13 protein-coding genes and 1 pseudogene are annotated in these 15,187 nt (G+C 60.5%); 10 read left to right on the top strand and 4 right to left on the bottom strand.

The window, feature by feature from the left end; all coding sequences use genetic code 11:
• Positions 1–46 precede the first annotated feature (46 nt).
• From choW to RWK44_RS33090, 4 genes are all read left to right on the top strand, one after another.
• Positions 47–892 carry a choline ABC transporter permease subunit gene (gene choW / locus RWK44_RS33105; protein WP_017961531.1) on the top strand — a complete coding sequence of 282 codons (846 nt, stop codon included), beginning with the start codon at positions 47–49 and terminating at the stop codon, positions 890–892.
• Entirely contained in the window at positions 889–1,941 is a 1,053-nt protein-coding gene (gene choV / locus RWK44_RS33100) for a choline ABC transporter ATP-binding protein (RefSeq protein WP_131664564.1), read from the top strand. Before choW ends, choV begins: the two co-directional genes overlap by 4 nt.
• Positions 1,942–1,972: 31 nt before the next feature.
• Entirely contained in the window at positions 1,973–2,722 is a 750-nt protein-coding gene (locus tag RWK44_RS33095; RefSeq protein WP_222060516.1) for a HugZ family pyridoxamine 5'-phosphate oxidase, read from the top strand.
• A gap of 116 nt (positions 2,723–2,838) precedes the next feature.
• Positions 2,839–3,156, top strand: a complete 318-nt coding sequence (locus RWK44_RS33090) for an ArsR/SmtB family transcription factor (RefSeq protein WP_003541857.1) — start codon at positions 2,839–2,841, stop codon at positions 3,154–3,156.
• Between the two features lie 232 nt (positions 3,157–3,388).
• Here the strand turns inward: RWK44_RS33090 and RWK44_RS33085 are convergent, their stop codons facing one another.
• Both RWK44_RS33085 and RWK44_RS35110 read right to left on the bottom strand, forming a co-directional pair.
• On the bottom strand, positions 3,389–4,597 hold the full coding sequence (locus RWK44_RS33085) for a PhoX family protein (RefSeq protein WP_410056154.1): 1,209 nt from the start codon (positions 4,595–4,597) through the stop codon (positions 3,389–3,391).
• Positions 4,598–4,606: 9 nt separating this feature from the next.
• Positions 4,607–4,899 (bottom strand): annotated as a pseudogene (locus RWK44_RS35110) (alkaline phosphatase PhoX); the annotation flags it as partial.
• 498 nt (positions 4,900–5,397) lie between these two features.
• Between RWK44_RS35110 and RWK44_RS33075 the strand changes: the two are divergent.
• On the top strand, positions 5,398–6,723 hold the full coding sequence (locus tag RWK44_RS33075; protein ID WP_316030017.1) for an aspartate aminotransferase family protein: 1,326 nt from the start codon (positions 5,398–5,400) through the stop codon (positions 6,721–6,723).
• A gap of 81 nt (positions 6,724–6,804) precedes the next feature.
• Here the strand turns inward: RWK44_RS33075 and RWK44_RS33070 are convergent, their stop codons facing one another.
• Positions 6,805–7,719, bottom strand: a complete 915-nt coding sequence (locus RWK44_RS33070) for an HD-GYP domain-containing protein (protein ID WP_316030016.1) — start codon at positions 7,717–7,719, stop codon at positions 6,805–6,807.
• Between the two features lie 482 nt (positions 7,720–8,201).
• On the opposite strand from RWK44_RS33070, the gene RWK44_RS33065 reads away from it, so the two are divergent.
• The 4 genes from RWK44_RS33065 (at position 8,202) to RWK44_RS33050 (ending at position 11,632) form a co-directional block, all read left to right on the top strand.
• Complete coding sequence (locus RWK44_RS33065) at positions 8,202–9,305, top strand: branched-chain amino acid ABC transporter substrate-binding protein (protein WP_222010238.1); 1,104 nt, start codon at positions 8,202–8,204, stop codon at positions 9,303–9,305.
• A gap of 119 nt (positions 9,306–9,424) precedes the next feature.
• Positions 9,425–11,122 carry an adenine deaminase gene (gene ade, locus RWK44_RS33060; protein WP_316030015.1) on the top strand — a complete coding sequence of 566 codons (1,698 nt, stop codon included), beginning with the start codon at positions 9,425–9,427 and terminating at the stop codon, positions 11,120–11,122.
• A 58-nt stretch (positions 11,123–11,180) separates the two neighbouring features.
• A complete protein-coding gene (locus RWK44_RS33055; protein ID WP_131664662.1) occupies positions 11,181–11,381 on the top strand; it encodes a hypothetical protein in 201 nt (66 codons plus the stop codon).
• Entirely contained in the window at positions 11,378–11,632 is a 255-nt protein-coding gene (locus RWK44_RS33050) for a type II toxin-antitoxin system RelE family toxin (RefSeq protein ID WP_077978948.1), read from the top strand. The genes RWK44_RS33055 and RWK44_RS33050 overlap by 4 nt, the downstream gene beginning before the upstream one ends.
• A gap of 3 nt (positions 11,633–11,635) precedes the next feature.
• Here RWK44_RS33050 and bglA read toward each other — a convergent pair whose 3' ends face one another.
• On the bottom strand, positions 11,636–13,282 hold the full coding sequence (gene bglA / locus RWK44_RS33045) for a beta-galactosidase BglA (protein WP_131664558.1): 1,647 nt from the start codon (positions 13,280–13,282) through the stop codon (positions 11,636–11,638).
• Between the two features lie 287 nt (positions 13,283–13,569).
• Between bglA and RWK44_RS33040 the strand changes: the two genes are divergently transcribed.
• Positions 13,570–15,150 (top strand): peptide ABC transporter substrate-binding protein, encoded by a 1,581-nt coding sequence (locus RWK44_RS33040; RefSeq protein WP_131664557.1) that lies wholly within the window; start codon positions 13,570–13,572, stop codon positions 15,148–15,150.
• Positions 15,151–15,187: the final 37 nt, after the last annotated feature.

Raw genomic sequence — 15,187 nt, 5'->3', positions numbered from 1 at the left:
CCCGTTTCATTTTTGTCCGATTGTTGTTTTTTGGATAGGCGCGCCCTTGAATTGGATCACCGAATTTAAGATTCCCGTTGGCCCCTGGGCCAAATCCTTTGTGGATTGGCTGACCTCGAACGGCGAATGGTTCTTCAACCAGATCGCCTTCCTGCTGTCGAGCGCGATAGACGGCCTGCTCTTCGTGCTGCAGAAGCCTCATCCGCTGATCGTCATCGCTGCCATCACTGCCATCGCCTTTTGGCTGCGCCGGTCGATCGCGGTTGCCGTCTTCACCTGTCTCGGGCTGCTGCTGATCGTGAACCAGGACTATTGGAAGGAAACGACGGAGACGCTCGCCCTCGTGCTCGCCGCCACCTTCGTCTGTATGGTGATCGGTATTCCGCTCGGCATTGCCGCCGCCCGCCGCCCTTGGGTCTATGCTGCCATGCGCCCGGTGCTCGATCTCATGCAGACCATACCGACTTTCGTCTATCTGATCCCGGCGCTCATCCTATTCGGCCTCGGCATGGTGCCAGGCCTGATCGCGACCGTCATCTTCGCAATCCCCGCCCCGATCCGGCTGACGCGCCTCGGCATCATCTCAACGCCGCCGTCCCTCGTCGAAGCCGCCGTGGCTTTCGGCGCGACGCCGATACAGGTGCTGCGCAAGATCGAGCTTCCCTTCGCCACGCCGCAGATCATGGCGGGTCTCACCCAGACCATCATGCTGTCGCTGTCGATGGTCGTCATCGCCGCCCTTGTCGGCGCTCCAGGGCTTGGCGTGCCCGTCGTCCGTGCGCTGAACACCGTCAATATCGCCAAGGGCTTCGAGGCGGGCTTCTGCATCGTCATCCTGGCAATCATTCTCGACCGGATGTTCCGCACCGCGGGTGAAGGAGGCGCTGCATGACCGCGGTAAGCTTTAACAATGTCAGCATCGTCTTTGGCGATCGACCGGAAACCGCGCTTGCCATGGTCGACCAGGGCAAAACACGCGACGAGATCGGCGCCGCCACCGGTCTGGTGCTCGGCGTGGCCAACGCCTCGCTGACGATCGAGGAAGGCGAGATCCTGGTGCTGATGGGTCTTTCCGGCTCCGGCAAGTCGACGCTGCTGCGCGCCGTCAACGGGCTCGCTCCCGTGGTGCGTGGCGATGTCGCGGTCTCGGCGGCCACCGGCCCCGTCAACCCCTATAGATGCAATGCCAAGGCGCTACGCGAGCTGCGCACCCACACCGTCTCCATGGTGTTCCAGCAATTCGCCCTCCTGCCCTGGCGCACAGTCGCCGACAATGTCGGCTTCGGTCTCGAGCTCGCCGGCATGCCGGAAGCCGAACGCAAGCTCCGCGTCGGCGAACAACTTGAACTCGTCAACCTGACGAAATGGGCCGATCGCAAGGTCAACGAGCTTTCCGGCGGCATGCAGCAGCGTGTCGGGCTCGCCCGCGCCTTTGCCACCGGCGCCCCGATTCTGCTCATGGACGAGCCGTTCTCGGCGCTCGACCCATTGATCCGCACCCGCCTGCAGGATGAACTCCTGGAGTTCCAGCGGCGGCTGAAGAAGACCATCCTCTTCGTCAGCCACGATCTCGACGAGGCCTTCCGCATCGGCAATCGCATTGCCATCATGGAGAGCGGCCGCATCATCCAGTGCGGGACGCCGCACGATATCGTCAAGAACCCCGCCGACCAGTATGTCGCTGATTTCGTGCAGAACCTCAATCCGATCAACATGCTGACGGCGGCCGACGTCATGCAGCCAGGCCTCGGCCAGACTGCCGCCGGCATGAGCGTCAGCGCCACGGCCCGCGCCGCGACCCCGCTCATCGATATTCTCGATGCCCTTGCCCGCCAGCCGGGCAGTATCGGCATCGTCGAGAACGGCACGATCGTCGGCACCATCTCGGCTCAGGATATCGTTGCCGGCCTCACCCGCCATCGCCGCAAGGAGGAAGCTTGATGTTTTCCATCCGCTTTGTCACAAAGCGGATATGAAAGATCAGCCCTCGCCCTTACGCGAAACCGACGACGATGCCCGCAAGCTCGCCCGCGTGCTTTTGCGCTCCGCACGGCACGCGGCGATTGCCGTTCTCAGCCCCGAGACCGGTTTCCCCTTCGCCAGCCGCGTGCTCGTCGCCACCGATATCGACGGCAGCCCCGTCATCCTGGTTTCTCAGCTGTCGGCCCATACCAGGGCGCTCGCCAAAGACCCGCGCGCCTCCCTCCTGACTGGCGAGCCAGGCAAGGGCGATCCCCTCGCCTATCCCCGTCTGACAACCCAATGCCTGGCAGAACCCGTCGAGCGCAGCAACCCATTCTACGAGCGTATCCGCACGCGTTTTCTCGCCCGCCATTCCAAGGCGACGCTTTATATCGACTTTCCTGATTTCCTGTTTTTCCGTCTCAAGCCGGAACAGGCCAGCCTCAATGGCGGCTTCGGCCGCGCCTACCAGCTGGATGGGAATGATCTCATAATCCAGTCGGCGGCGAATGAGGCGATCGCCGCCGAGGCGGCAGAGACAGTGCGAGATTTAGTAGAACGCCATCCCGATGTCGCCGAAGCCCTCGCTAACAGGCTAAAGGCGCCAGAATCGGGTCCCTGGCGCATTTGTGGTATCGATTCCTCAGGTTTTGACATGATTTCCGGCGACTTGCTGCTGCGATACGAGTTCGAAACCCTCGCGGTGGATGCCGATCACATTTGTTCAAACATGACTAAAATAGCATACTCGATACCTTAAATTTAGGTATATACAATCTTCGAGCCTAGTTGGTAGGCTTTTGGTGTCAGTCAAAATCCCGGCTGGTACCCTGCGCCAACACGCTTGATGTACGTTTCGCATTAGGAAGATAACATATGGAAACCTCTGATTTGGCCGATCACACGACCGTGGCGGCAGCTTTATTGTCGGCCATGGCCAATCCGAAGAGATTGCTGATCCTGTGTAGCCTCGTGAAGGGCGAAGTGGCCGTCGGCGTGCTTGCGACGCAGGTCGGGCTCAGCCAGTCGGCTCTCTCTCAGCACCTGTCGAAACTGCGCGCTCAAAAGCTGGTCAAGACCCGCCGGGACGCACAAACCATTTATTATTCGAGCACCTCCGAGCCGGTCATGAAGATTCTGGCAACTCTCGAAGACATTTACCTCGTGCAGAACAGAAATAGATCCGCCGCCTGATGATAGCGCTGACATGAATGTCGGCCGATGCCATGCTGCAAGGGTATGTTCCCGGAGGCTCGGCACCGATATTTCAGCACGTGAACCTTATGGCATGACCGGCAAATTTGCGATTTGCCGGTCGTACTTTTAGAATGATGGCCGATCGCGCCGGAGCGCCCGTCCCGCAATTGATCTTTTGTTTTGGTGCATTCCAGACGTAAAACCGCCGCGCAGTTTTGGCGGTATCGCTTTAACTGCCGACCACACCGTTATCGGAGCGGGTCAGCACCACCAGCGACGGGCGGGCAGGCATGCCGGGCTTGAAGTCGGGCCAGCTGGTGCCGGCATCCTCCATCGAAGTCGCATCCTCGTTGTCGGCCATCCGCAATTCGCCCGGATGCTGAACCGAGAGGAAGACGCTGCTGCCATCCGCAGTGAACGTCGGCGAACAGGTTTCCGAACCGACGGGCGCAATATAGAACAGCTTCGGCAGTGCCCGGCCCGGGCCCTCGGTATCCATCACATAGACGGAATCGGCAATGCCTTCCGGTGGCGGGCCATCGGTAGTGACCCAGAGGCGTCCGGCCGGATCGACCGCGAGATTGTCAGGGTCTGTGAACCAGCCGGAGGAGGTCGTCGCCGGATGGAACATCGCCTGATCCTCGGCCTTGGCAGGGTCGCCGCAGAGAATGAAGACGTCCCACTTGAAGCTCTCGGCGGCATAATCCGGCTTTTCAGGACCACCAGGTGCTGCGAGTTCCAGCAGGTGGCCATGCGGATTGGGGCCGCGCGGATTGGCGATGTTGACCATCTCCTTCTCATCGCCGCCATCAACCTTGGGCAGCCGATCTTCGTTCTCCGTCATGGCGACATAGAGTTTGCCAGTGCCGAGATGCGGGATGAAGCCTTCCGGCCCGTCCATCGGCGTAGCGCCGACGAGATCGGCGGCGGCGCGCGTCGCCAGCACGACGTCAGCCTGGCTCTTGAAGCCAGCTTCCGCGCTCAACGGCCCCTCGCCGGCAATGAGCGGGATCCAGCGCATCGTGCCGTCGCTTTCGAACTTGGCGACATCAAGCGTGCCGTGGTCGAGCAGGTCCTTGTTGGCGGCGCGGTCGTTCGGGTTCCAGGGATCGCGGGTGACGAAGCGGTAGATATATTCGAAGTCGTCGTCGTCGCCCATGAAGACCACCACGCGGCCGTCAGGGGCGACGCTACACTGAGCGCCCTCATGCGTCATGCGGCCGAGCGAGGTGCGCTTGACCGGCTTTGCAGAGGGATCGAGCGGGTCGATCTCGACCACCCAGTCGAAACGCATCCATTCGTTCGGCTCTTCCTCGAACTTGAAGCGCGGCTCGATGCGGCTGACGGAATAGATATCGTTCTCGTCCTCGTCCCAGCCCTGGCGCTCGACCAGCTCCTGGTTCGGCAATTTCTTGTAGTCGCCGGCGAAGACATCCATCGCGCCTTCCTCGCCTGCGTCAGCTTCTCGCGATAGTTTTCGTCCGTCAGGCCGGGAAACATCAGGAAAGGCGTTGCATATTCATGGCTGACCACCATCAGCCCATGGTTGGAACTCTTCTCGCCCCAGGGCAGCGGCAGAAACTGCGTGAAGTCGTTGTTGTAGCCGAACTGTCGCTCGGCCGCCTTACCATCAAGCGTCGCGATATCGAATTCCGGGCTGTCGGCAAACAGTGCATCGCCCCAACGTGCCAGGATCTGGCGCTCATAGCCCTCCGGCCAGTGGTCGTCGGTATCGCGCACGCGCCTGAGTTCCGGAAATGTCAGGCTGGAGCCGGCAGCCTCGGCATGTGCGGTTCCGAGCGCTGGCGAAAGTGCCGCAGCGCCTATCGCTGCGAGAAAGCCCTTGAGCACGCTGCGGCGGCGAACGCCCTCTTCGAGAATGGCGCCGTAACTTGGCGCGAATGTATGGCGCCGCGTGGGGCGCGCCCTTGTCTTCTGGCGTCAGACATCAGTATCTCCGATCGAAATATCGTTTGATTTCAGTCAATTGATGAAATGCAATTGCGCCCTGCGAGCCATCGGTTTTTGTAACAAGCCGAGGCAAAGGATTGATGACGGGCAGCTTGCGGTGCCTGACCCAGGATATTTCCAGATGAGCGAAGCAAGTTGAGCCTCCTGTCAGGAGAGCTCTGGGGACTTTTCCCGTTGACGCCTTGGGAAGCCCTGATAATTTGACCGGGCAGTAAAAATATGGGCGTGAAGCCCCGGGAAAGGGCCGTCGGAGGCCAGGAGAACAGCATGTCCAATCGCCTCAATGCACCGAACGATCTTCGCGCCTTCTGGATGCCGTTTACGGCAAATCGCCAGTTCAAGAAGGAGCCGCGTTTGTTCGTCGGCGCCAAGGACATGTATTATACGACCCATGACGGCCGTCAGGTGCTGGACGGCACGGCTGGCCTCTGGTGCGTCAATGCCGGCCACTGCCGCCCGAAGATCACTGAGGCGATCCGCGAGCAGGCCGGCGAACTCGATTACGCGCCGGCCTTCCAGCTCGGCCATCCGAAGGCCTTCGAACTGGCGAACCGCCTGGTCGACATTGCCCCTGAAGGCCTGAACCACGTTCTCTACACCAACTCCGGTTCCGAGTCCGTCGAGACCGCGCTCAAGGTGGCGCTCGCCTATCACCGTGTGAAGGGCAATGGATCACGCTTCCGCCTGATCGGCCGCGAGCGTGGCTATCACGGCGTCAATTTCGGCGGCATCTCCGTCGGCGGCATCGTCACCAACCGCAAGATGTTCGGCACGCTTCTGACCGGCGTCGATCACATGCCGCACACCCACCAGCCCGGCAAGAACAACTTTACCCGCGGCGAGCCCGAGCATGGCGGCGACATCGCCACCGAACTCGAGCGTATCGTCACCCTGCATGACGCCTCCACCGTCGCCGCCGTCATCGTCGAGCCGGTGGCGGGCTCCACCGGCGTCTTGATCCCACCGAAGGGCTACCTGCAGAAGCTGCGCGAGATTTGCACCAAACACGGCATCCTGCTGATCTTCGACGAGGTCATTACCGGCTTCGGCCGCCTCGGCGCCCCCTTTGCCGCGCAATATTATGATGTCAAGCCCGACATGATCACCGCCGCCAAGGGACTGACCAACGGCGTCATTCCGATGGGCGCCGTCTTCGTCACCTCCGAGATCCATGACGCGTTCATGAACGGCCCGGAGCACATGATCGAGTTCTTCCACGGTTACACCTATTCCGGCAACCCGATCGCCTCCGCCGCCGCCCTCGCCACGCTCGACACCTACAAAGAAGAGGGGCTGCTGACACGCGCCGCCGAGCTTTCCGACTATTGGGCCGACGCGCTGCATTCGCTGAAGGATTGCCCCAATGTCATCGACATCAGAAACACCGGCCTGATTGGCGCCATCGAACTCGACCCGATCGCCGGCGAGCCCACCAAGCGCGCCTTCACCGCTTTCCTGAAAGCCTATGAAAGCGGCCTGCTGATCCGCACTACCGGCGATATCATCGCACTCTCCCCGCCTCTGATCATCGAGGAGCACCACATCGACGAGCTCTTCGGCAAGCTGCGGACTATCCTGCAGAACAACATCTGAGAAAGCTCTGAAGACTTCCGGCATCACGGCCTGCGGCGGGGCTAAGTCCACGCAGGCCTTTTGTTGGGAAATCGACGGGCCTCAGGTCACGGCGGCGACGGAAAGGCAGAGGGCGAATTTCTTCAGGAGCCGGCGATCGAATTGCCCCTCATTGCCAAGCATCCATTTCAGGGCTTGGCTCGCGCTCCATGGCGCCTTGTACGGCCGCACGGAGGTCATGGCGTCATAGACGTCGCAAATCGCAGCAAGACGCGCATGGAAGCTGACCTGCGCTTCGGAAAGCCTGCGGGGGTAGCCCTTGCCGTCGATACGCTCATGATGGTTGAGGCAAACGTCGAGAACGATCTCCGGCATGCCTTCCTGGCGTGACAGGATTGCGTGCCCCTTTTCCGGATGATCGCGGATCATCTTGATCTCGTCCTCGTCCAGGCGCCCTTCCTTGTTGAGTATCTCGAGCGGAATTTCGAGCTTGCCGACGTCGTGCAGCAATCCTGCCGTGCCGAGCATCTGCACGGTCGTCTCGTCAAGTCCGAGATGACGGCCGAAAAGGATCATCAGCGCACTCACCGACAGCGAATGCAGAAACGTCACTTCGTCCTTGGATTTCAGACGCGTAACGCTCAGAAAGACAGTGGGATTGTCATCCATCGACTTCGAGACCGAGGAAATCACCGGCGCCACCTGATCGAAGCTGATGCCATCACCATGCTGGAGTCGGCCGAAAACGCTTTCCAGGACCTGCACGGATTTCTGGATGGTCTCGCGTGCCGCCTTCGTGTCGACCTCGATATTGCCGCCTGGCAGACCGCCGATGTCGAGGCCTCTGCTGGTGTTGATGATAACACCTTCAATGCCGCTCTTGCGAATTTTCAGCGCGTCGGCTTCACGGCGCAGCAGAAATCTTCGCTTGGACAGAAGAGGGTCCTGCCATGCACCCTCGATCGCCTCCACAAACATTCCGTTGCGCACCTGTCTGGCTTCGATACGCTTGAGCATCCAGATCTCTGTTTCCTGAAATATCTCTCTGTTTATTATCGACCGTTCTTTTGCATCGCAGCAATATATGCACGAACAACAGTTCTACACTGAGTGGTAGAATCAAGCGTTAATTTCAAAACCGAATTCGACTATTCAAAAAGACGAAGAGTTTCGCGAAATTCGGCCGGCTCATCGGCACCGCGCAGATGCGGGTACAACATCCTCCAGAGATCTGCAGACGGCACCACGATCGACGATTTTGGATTATTTCGCGCTGGATCGGCTCGATTTTCGTTTCATTTTGTTATCAACTTGCGAAATCTCAGCAAAATTCTTAGTAATCTTGCCGTTGCACCCATTCGAGCCAAATATGGCCGGAGGGCGCATCGATCGCGCCGATATCGATCGTCCTTGGCACGGCCCGGGGCCGTTGAACGGTCCGGAAAATCCGGCGCGGCACCTCATCGCGGGTCGAATGACCCCATCCAAGGAGACAGACAATGACCCTCAAGACATTGACGGCGACCCTCATCGCGTCGCTCGCCTTTGCGCCGCTTGCCCATGCAGATATCACCATCGGCCTGATCGCGCCGCTGACCGGCCCCGTCGCCGCCTATGGCGACCAGGTGAAGAACGGTGCACAGACCGCCGTCGACGAGATCAACAGGAAGGGCGGAATTCTCGGCGAGAAGGTCGTCCTCGAACTGGCCGATGATGCCGGCGAACCGAAACAGGGCGTTTCCGCCGCCAACAAGGTCGTCGGCGACGGCATCCGCTTCGTCGTCGGCCCGGTGACATCGGGCGTCGCCATTCCCGTTTCGGACGTGCTTGCTGAAAACGGCGTGTTGATGGTCACCCCGACCGCGACGGCCCCCGACCTGACCAAGCGCGGTCTGACCAACGTGCTGCGCACCTGCGGCCGCGACGATCAGCAGGCCGAAGTCGCCGCCAAATATGTGCTGAAGAATTTCAAGGACAAGCGCGTCGCCATCGTCAACGACAAGGGCGCCTACGGCAAGGGGCTCGCCGACGCCTTCAAGGCGACGCTGAACGCCGGCGGCATCACCGAAGTCGTCAATGACGCGATCACGCCCGGTGACAAGGATTTCAGCGCGCTCACCACCCGCATCAAGTCCGAGAAGGTCGACGTGGTCTATTTCGGCGGCTACCACCCGGAAGGCGGCTTGCTCGCCCGACAGTTGCATGACCTCGCCGCCAACGCGACGATCATCGGCGGCGACGGACTCTCGAACACCGAATTCTGGGCAATCAGCACGGATGCGGCAGGAGGCACGATCTTCACCAACGCTTCGGACGCCACCAAGAGCCCGGATTCCAAGGCCGCAGCCGACGCGCTCGCCGCCAAGAACATCCCGGCCGAGGCCTTCACACTGAACGCCTATGCCGCCGTCGAAGTGCTGAAGGCCGGCATCGAGAAGGCCGGCAGCGCTGAGGACGCGGAAGCCGTCGTGGCCGCGCTGAAGGGCGGCGAAGAAATCCCGACCGCCATCGGCAAGGTCACCTACGGCGAGACCGGCGACCTCACCTCGCAGAGCTTCTCGCTCTACAAGTGGGAAGCCGGCAAGATCGTCGCCGCCGAGTAAACCATCGCTGACCGTCAACGACCGGGCGCCTCTATGGCGCCCGGCTTCATTTTGCGGCACTCGCATGTCACGGCAGATCGGCTATAAGTTTCGGAATCGGTTGCAATGTGAGCAATGCCATGACCAGCAGACTTGAACGTTTCATCGACCAGGGCGTCGGCCGCGTACCTGCCGATATCGTGCTGAAGGGCGGTCGCTTTTTCGATCTCGTCACCGGCGAACTCATCCAGTCGGACATTGCCATCGGCGCCGATCGCATCGTCGGCACCTCAGGCAACTATGAAGGCGAAACCGAGATCGATATCTCGGGCAGAATTGTCGTTCCCGGCTTCATCGACACGCATCTGCATATCGAATCTTCGCTCGTCACACCGCATGAATTCGACCGTTGCGTTCTGCCCTATGGCGTCACCACCGCCATCTGCGATCCGCACGAAATTGCCAATGTGCTCGGAACCGCCGGCATCGAATTCTTTCTCGAATCCGCGCTGGAGACGATCATGGACATCCGCGTCCAGCTGTCCTCCTGTGTGCCGGCGACACATCTCGAAACCTCCGGCGCCGACCTGCCGATCGAGAGCCTCCTGCCCTTCCGCATTCATCCCAAGGTCATCGGCCTTGCCGAATTCATGAATTTCCCCGGCGTGATCCACAAGGATCCCGTCTGCATGGCCAAGCTCGACGCCTTCCAGGGCGGCCATATCGACGGCCACGCGCCGTTGCTTTCCGGCAATGACCTCAACGGCTATCTCGCAGCCGGCATCCGCACCGAGCATGAATGCACGACCGCCGGCGAAGCGCTGGAAAAGATCCGCAAGGGCATGCATATCCTCGTACGCGAGGGTTCGGTCTCCAAGGATCTCGCGGCGCTGATACCCATTATCACCGAGCGGCTTTCACCCTTCCTCGCGCTTTGCACCGACGACCGCAATCCGCTCGATATCGCCGAACAGGGTCATCTCGATCATATGATCCGCACGGCGATCGCAAGCGGCGTCGAGCCCCTGGCGATCTACCGCGCCGCCTCGATTTCGGCCGCCCGCGCCTTCGGCCTCAAGGACCGCGGCCTGGTCGCGCCGGGCTGGCGAGCCGATCTGGTGGTTCTCGACAGCCTGGAAAATTGCCGTGCCGACATGGTCTTTTCCGCCGGACGACGCGTTACCAATGCGCTCTTTTCCTCGCGCAGACCGGTTGCCCCGATCGGCCTCGACAGCGTCAAGGCCCGGCCCGTCAACGCCGCCCATTTCGGCGTTGCGGTCGCCGAAGGCGAAACGCCCGTCATCGGCGTCATGCCGGGCAAGATCATCACCGAGCATCGCCGCTATCGCCTGCCTGTCCGGGGCAACGAGACGACGGTCGATCTTGCCAACGATATCATCAAGGTCGCCGTCATCGAGCGCCACGGCAAGAACGGCAACCACGCCAACGGCTTCGTCCAGGGCTTCGGCCTGAAGAAGGGTGCGATCGCCTCGACCGTTGGCCATGACAGCCACAATATCTGCGTGGTCGGCGTCAGCGAGGACGACATGGCACACGCCGCAAACCGCCTCGGCGAGATCAAGGGCGGCTTCGTCGTCGTCGAAGACGGCAAGGTCACCGGCGAAATCGCCCTGCCCATCGCCGGCCTGATGAGCCTCGAGCCCTATGAGACGGTCCGCGATACGCTCCACCAACTGCGCAAAGCCGCCTTGGCGCTCGGCGCCACGCTGGAAGAACCCTTCCTCCAGTTGGCCTTCCTGCCGCTGCCTGTCATCCCACACCTGAAGATATCCGACCGCGGCATGGTGGACGTAGACAAGTTCGCGCTGATTGGGTGAGGGAATCCTTGGCAAATCCCGCGGCAGCGCCTATTTTGCAATATCGCTGGAGCCCATGATGACGAAGCTGGAACAGATTGAAAAATCCGTGGCCGAACTCAACAAGCAGGAGTTCGAAGCCTTTTCCACATGGTTTGAAGCCCTTCAGGCCGAACGTTGGGATCGGCAGATGGAAAAGGACGCCGTAAGCGGCAAGCTCGATCATCTCGCGGAGAAGGCCTTTGCCGATTTTCATGCCGGAAAGACAAGACGGCTTTGAAACACCACGCGACTCCCGCCTTCTGGGAGGCGTATGACCGCTTGCCTGAACAGATACGGAAGTTGGCTGACGGAAACTTCGATCTGCTCAAACAAGATCCCAGACATCCCTCCTTGCATTTCAAACGCGTCGGCCGATTTTGGTCGGCGCGCGTCGGTGCATCCTGGAGAGCTTTAGCCGTCAGTGACGGAGATGACATCATCTGGTTTTGGATCGGCTCGCACGCAGATTACGATAAGCTTCTGAAATAACCGTCAAACCCGCGCACAAAACCCATCCAGCGCCGCAAGCTTCACTGACCCCGTGCCCGCTACCGCCTCGAAGCCCGGCATCTCAAGCGGTTCCCCGAGCACCATACCATCAGGCAGACGGAATTCCGTCGGTTTGCGCGTCAGGTTGAAGACGAAGAGCAGCTTTTCGCCGTCCTTTTCGCGGGTGAAGGCGAGCAGGTCCTGGTTGGTGCCGACGAAGATCATGTCGCCGTCGATCAGCGCCGGGTGGCTCTTCCGGAATGCGAGCGTCCTGCGGTAGTGTTGCAGCACCGAGCTTTCGCTCGCCTCCTGCGTATCCACGGAAAGCGCTGCCTGCTCGTAAGGCACCGGCAGCCAGCTCTTTTCCGCGGAGGTGAAGCCTGCATGCGCCTTGCCGGCTTCCCAGGGCATCGGCGTGCGGCATCCGTCGCGGCCCTTGAAGGCTGGCCAGAAGCGGATGCCGTAGGGATCGCGCAGATCCTCGAAGGCGAGCTCAGCCTCCGGCAGACCGAGCTCCTCGCCCTGATAGAGGCAGATCGAACCGCGCAGCGCTGCAAGCACCGAGATCGCCAGCTTGGCGATGACAGGGCGCTCTTCCTCCGTCAGCGCAAACCGGCTGACATGGCGCATGACATCGTGGTTGGAAAAAGCCCAGCACACCCAGCCGTCCGTGACCGCCTTCTGGAAGGCTTCGACGCAGCCGCGGATATGCTCGGCGGTGAAATCCGGCCCGAGCAGATCGAATGTGTAGCACATGTGCAGCTTGTCGCCGCCGCTCGTATAGGCGCCAACCGTCTTCAGCGAACGCGCTCCATCGCCGACCTCGCCAACAGTCGTGCGATCCTCGTACTGATCGAGCAGCATCCGGAAGCGTTTGAGGAAATCGACATTTTCCGGCTGCGTCTTGTCATAAAGATGGTTCTGCATGCCGTAGGGATTGGTATCGGGCGCATCGAGGCCTGCGTCATCCTCGTCGGGCTCGTGCGGCGGATTGCTCCTGAGCAGCTTGTCGCAGAAATAATAGTTGACCGTGTCCAGGCGGAAGCCGTCGACGCCGCGGTCGAGCCAGAACTTCACCGTATCGAGGACCGCATCCTGCACGGCCTTGCTGTGGAAGTTGAGGTCCGGCTGCGAGGTCAGGAAATTGTGCTGGTAATATTGCCGGCGCACGCCATCCCATTCCCAGCCCGGCCCGCCGAAGATCGACAGCCAGTTATTCGGCGCCGTGCCGTCAGGCTTCGGGTCGGCCCAGACATACCAGTCCGCCTTAGGATTGGTCCGGCTCGACCGGCTCTCGAGGAACCAGGGATGCCGGTCGGAGGTATGCGAGATCACCTGGTCGATGACGACCTTGATGCCGAGCCTGTGAGCTTCGGCCATCATCTCGTCGAAATCGGCGAGCGTGCCGAAGATCGGATCGACGTCGCAATAATCGGAAACGTCGTAGCCCATGTCGGCCATCGGCGACTTGAAGAAGGGCGAGAGCCAGATCGCGTCGACGCCGAGGCTGGCAATATGCGGCAGCCGGCGGGTGATTCCCCTGAGATCGCCGAGACCGTCGCTGTTGGTGTCCTGAAACGAGCGCGGATAGACCTGATAGATCACCGCGCCGCGCCACCAGTCCGCACTCCCGCCTGCCTGCAATGCCATCGGCTACATCTCCTGCCTCGTTTGCGCTCGCCACACTAAAGCGGACGAAACAAAAGACAACCATGTGAAGCGGTTATGAAGGCGTTGCGAAACGCCGCGATGCGTCGTCGCGATCCGACAAGGGGGAGACGTATATAGGCTTGTCCACAACCCGTTTCCATCCTCCGGATTTGGGGTTGCAACGCAAAGCCTTTGCGATAATGTGCGCGCTGACCTGCACGTAAGAGGTCAAACACCGGGAACAAATGATCTAATAAAGGCGAAAAGCCTAGAAAGGTGGACCCACCATGAACCATTTCACGAAAAAATTTCTCGCCTCTGCAATGCTTGGCACATTGCTGGCGTTTTCGGCCCATGCGGCCACGCTCAACATTCACAATGGTGGCGACCCGCAGTCGCTCGATCCGCAGAAACTTTCCGGCGACTGGGAGAACCGTATCGCCGGCGACATTTTCGAAGGCCTCGTCACCGAAGACGCCAAGGATAATCCGATCCCCGGCCAGGCTGAAAGCTGGACGATTTCGCCTGATGGCAAGGTCTACACCTTCAAGCTTCGCGACGGCATCAAGTGGTCCGATGGCCAGCCGGTAACGGCAGGAGATTTCGTCTTCGCCTTCCAGCGCCTCGTCGACCCGAAGAATGCCGCCGATTATGCCTATCTGCAGTTCACCATCAAGAACGCCGAAAAGATCAACAAGGGTGAGATCACCGATCTCAACCAGCTCGGCGTCAAGGCGATCGACGACAAGACGCTGGAGATTACACTTGAAAACTCCACTCCCTATTTCATCAATGCCCTGATGCATTACACCGCCTATCCGCTGCCGAAGCATGTCGTCGAGGCGAAGGGTCAGGATTGGGTCAAGATCGGCAACATCGTCACCAACGGCCCCTACAAGCCGGTCGAATGGGTTCCGGGCTCGCATGTCACCACCGTCAAGAACGACCAGTGGTACGACACCAAGGACCTGAAGATCGATGGCGCGAAATTCTTCGTGCTCGAAGACCAGGAAGCCGCGCTGAAACGCTACCGCGCCGGCGAATTCGATATCCTCACCGACTTCCCGACCGACCAATACGAGTGGATGAAGAAGAACCTGCCGGGCCAGGCGCATGTCGCCCCCTTCTCCGGCCTCTACTATTACGTCGTCAACTCGCAGAAGCCGCCCTTCAGCGACAAGCGTGTCCGCCAGGCTCTCTCCATGGCGATCAACCGCGAAGTCATCGGCCCGCAGATCCTCGGCACCGGCGAACTGCCGGCCTATTCCTGGGTGCCGCCGGGCACGGCGAACTACGGCGAGCCGGCCTATGTCAGCTGGAAGGATCTGCCCTATAGCGAGAAGGTCGCAGAAGCCAAGAAGCTTCTGACCGAAGCCGGCTTCGGCCCGGATAAGCCGCTGCACGCCGTGCTCAGCTACAACACCAACGACAACCACAAGCGCATCGCCGTCGCCATCGCTTCCATGTGGAAGCCGCTCGGCGTCGATGTCGAGCTCGTTAACGCCGAAACCAAGGTGCATTACGACCAGATGCAGCGCGGCCAGGTCGAAATCGGCCGCGCCGGCTGGCTTGCCGACTATAACGACCCGGACAACTTCCTGAACCTCTTGGTGACCGGCGTGCAGATGAACTACGGTCGCTGGTCCAATCCCGAATACGACAAGATGATCAAGGAAGGCAACGCCGAGACCGATCTCGCCAAACGTGCCGCGATCTTCAAGAAAGCCGAACAGCTGGCGCTGGATGAATCCGCCGCCCTGCCGATCTACTACTACGTCTCGAAGAATGTCGTTTCGCCGAAGATCGACGGCTTCGTCGACAATATCCAGGACATCCACCGCACCCGCTGGCTGTCGATGAAAGAGTAAGGGAAAACGGTCCTTCCCGCGCATTGGGGGAAGGACC

The sequence above is a fragment of the Rhizobium sp. 25PS6 genome (assembly GCF_032464655.1).
Taxonomy (GTDB): domain Bacteria; phylum Pseudomonadota; class Alphaproteobacteria; order Rhizobiales; family Rhizobiaceae; genus Rhizobium; species Rhizobium laguerreae.
This window is presented reverse-complemented; position numbering and strand designations above follow the sequence as displayed.

What these genes read in the sequence shown, in the direction of transcription:
- RWK44_RS33095 (WP_222060516.1), top strand. Translation starts at nt 1,973, where the DNA reads ATGAAAGATCAGCCCTCGCCCTTACGCGAAACCGACGACGATGCCCGC.
- choV (WP_131664564.1), top strand. Translation starts at nt 889, where the DNA reads ATGACCGCGGTAAGCTTTAACAATGTCAGCATCGTCTTTGGCGATCGA.
- RWK44_RS33055 (WP_131664662.1), top strand. Translation starts at nt 11,181, where the DNA reads ATGACGAAGCTGGAACAGATTGAAAAATCCGTGGCCGAACTCAACAAG.
- RWK44_RS33075 (WP_316030017.1), top strand. Translation starts at nt 5,398, where the DNA reads ATGTCCAATCGCCTCAATGCACCGAACGATCTTCGCGCCTTCTGGATG.
- ade (WP_316030015.1), top strand. Translation starts at nt 9,425, where the DNA reads ATGACCAGCAGACTTGAACGTTTCATCGACCAGGGCGTCGGCCGCGTA.
- RWK44_RS33065 (WP_222010238.1), top strand. Translation starts at nt 8,202, where the DNA reads ATGACCCTCAAGACATTGACGGCGACCCTCATCGCGTCGCTCGCCTTT.
- RWK44_RS33070 (WP_316030016.1), bottom strand. Translation starts at nt 7,719, where the DNA reads ATGCTCAAGCGTATCGAAGCCAGACAGGTGCGCAACGGAATGTTTGTG.
- RWK44_RS33090 (WP_003541857.1), top strand. Translation starts at nt 2,839, where the DNA reads ATGGAAACCTCTGATTTGGCCGATCACACGACCGTGGCGGCAGCTTTA.
- RWK44_RS33085 (WP_410056154.1), bottom strand. Translation starts at nt 4,597, where the DNA reads ATGGATGTCTTCGCCGGCGACTACAAGAAATTGCCGAACCAGGAGCTG.
- bglA (WP_131664558.1), bottom strand. Translation starts at nt 13,282, where the DNA reads ATGGCATTGCAGGCAGGCGGGAGTGCGGACTGGTGGCGCGGCGCGGTG.
- RWK44_RS33040 (WP_131664557.1), top strand. Translation starts at nt 13,570, where the DNA reads ATGAACCATTTCACGAAAAAATTTCTCGCCTCTGCAATGCTTGGCACA.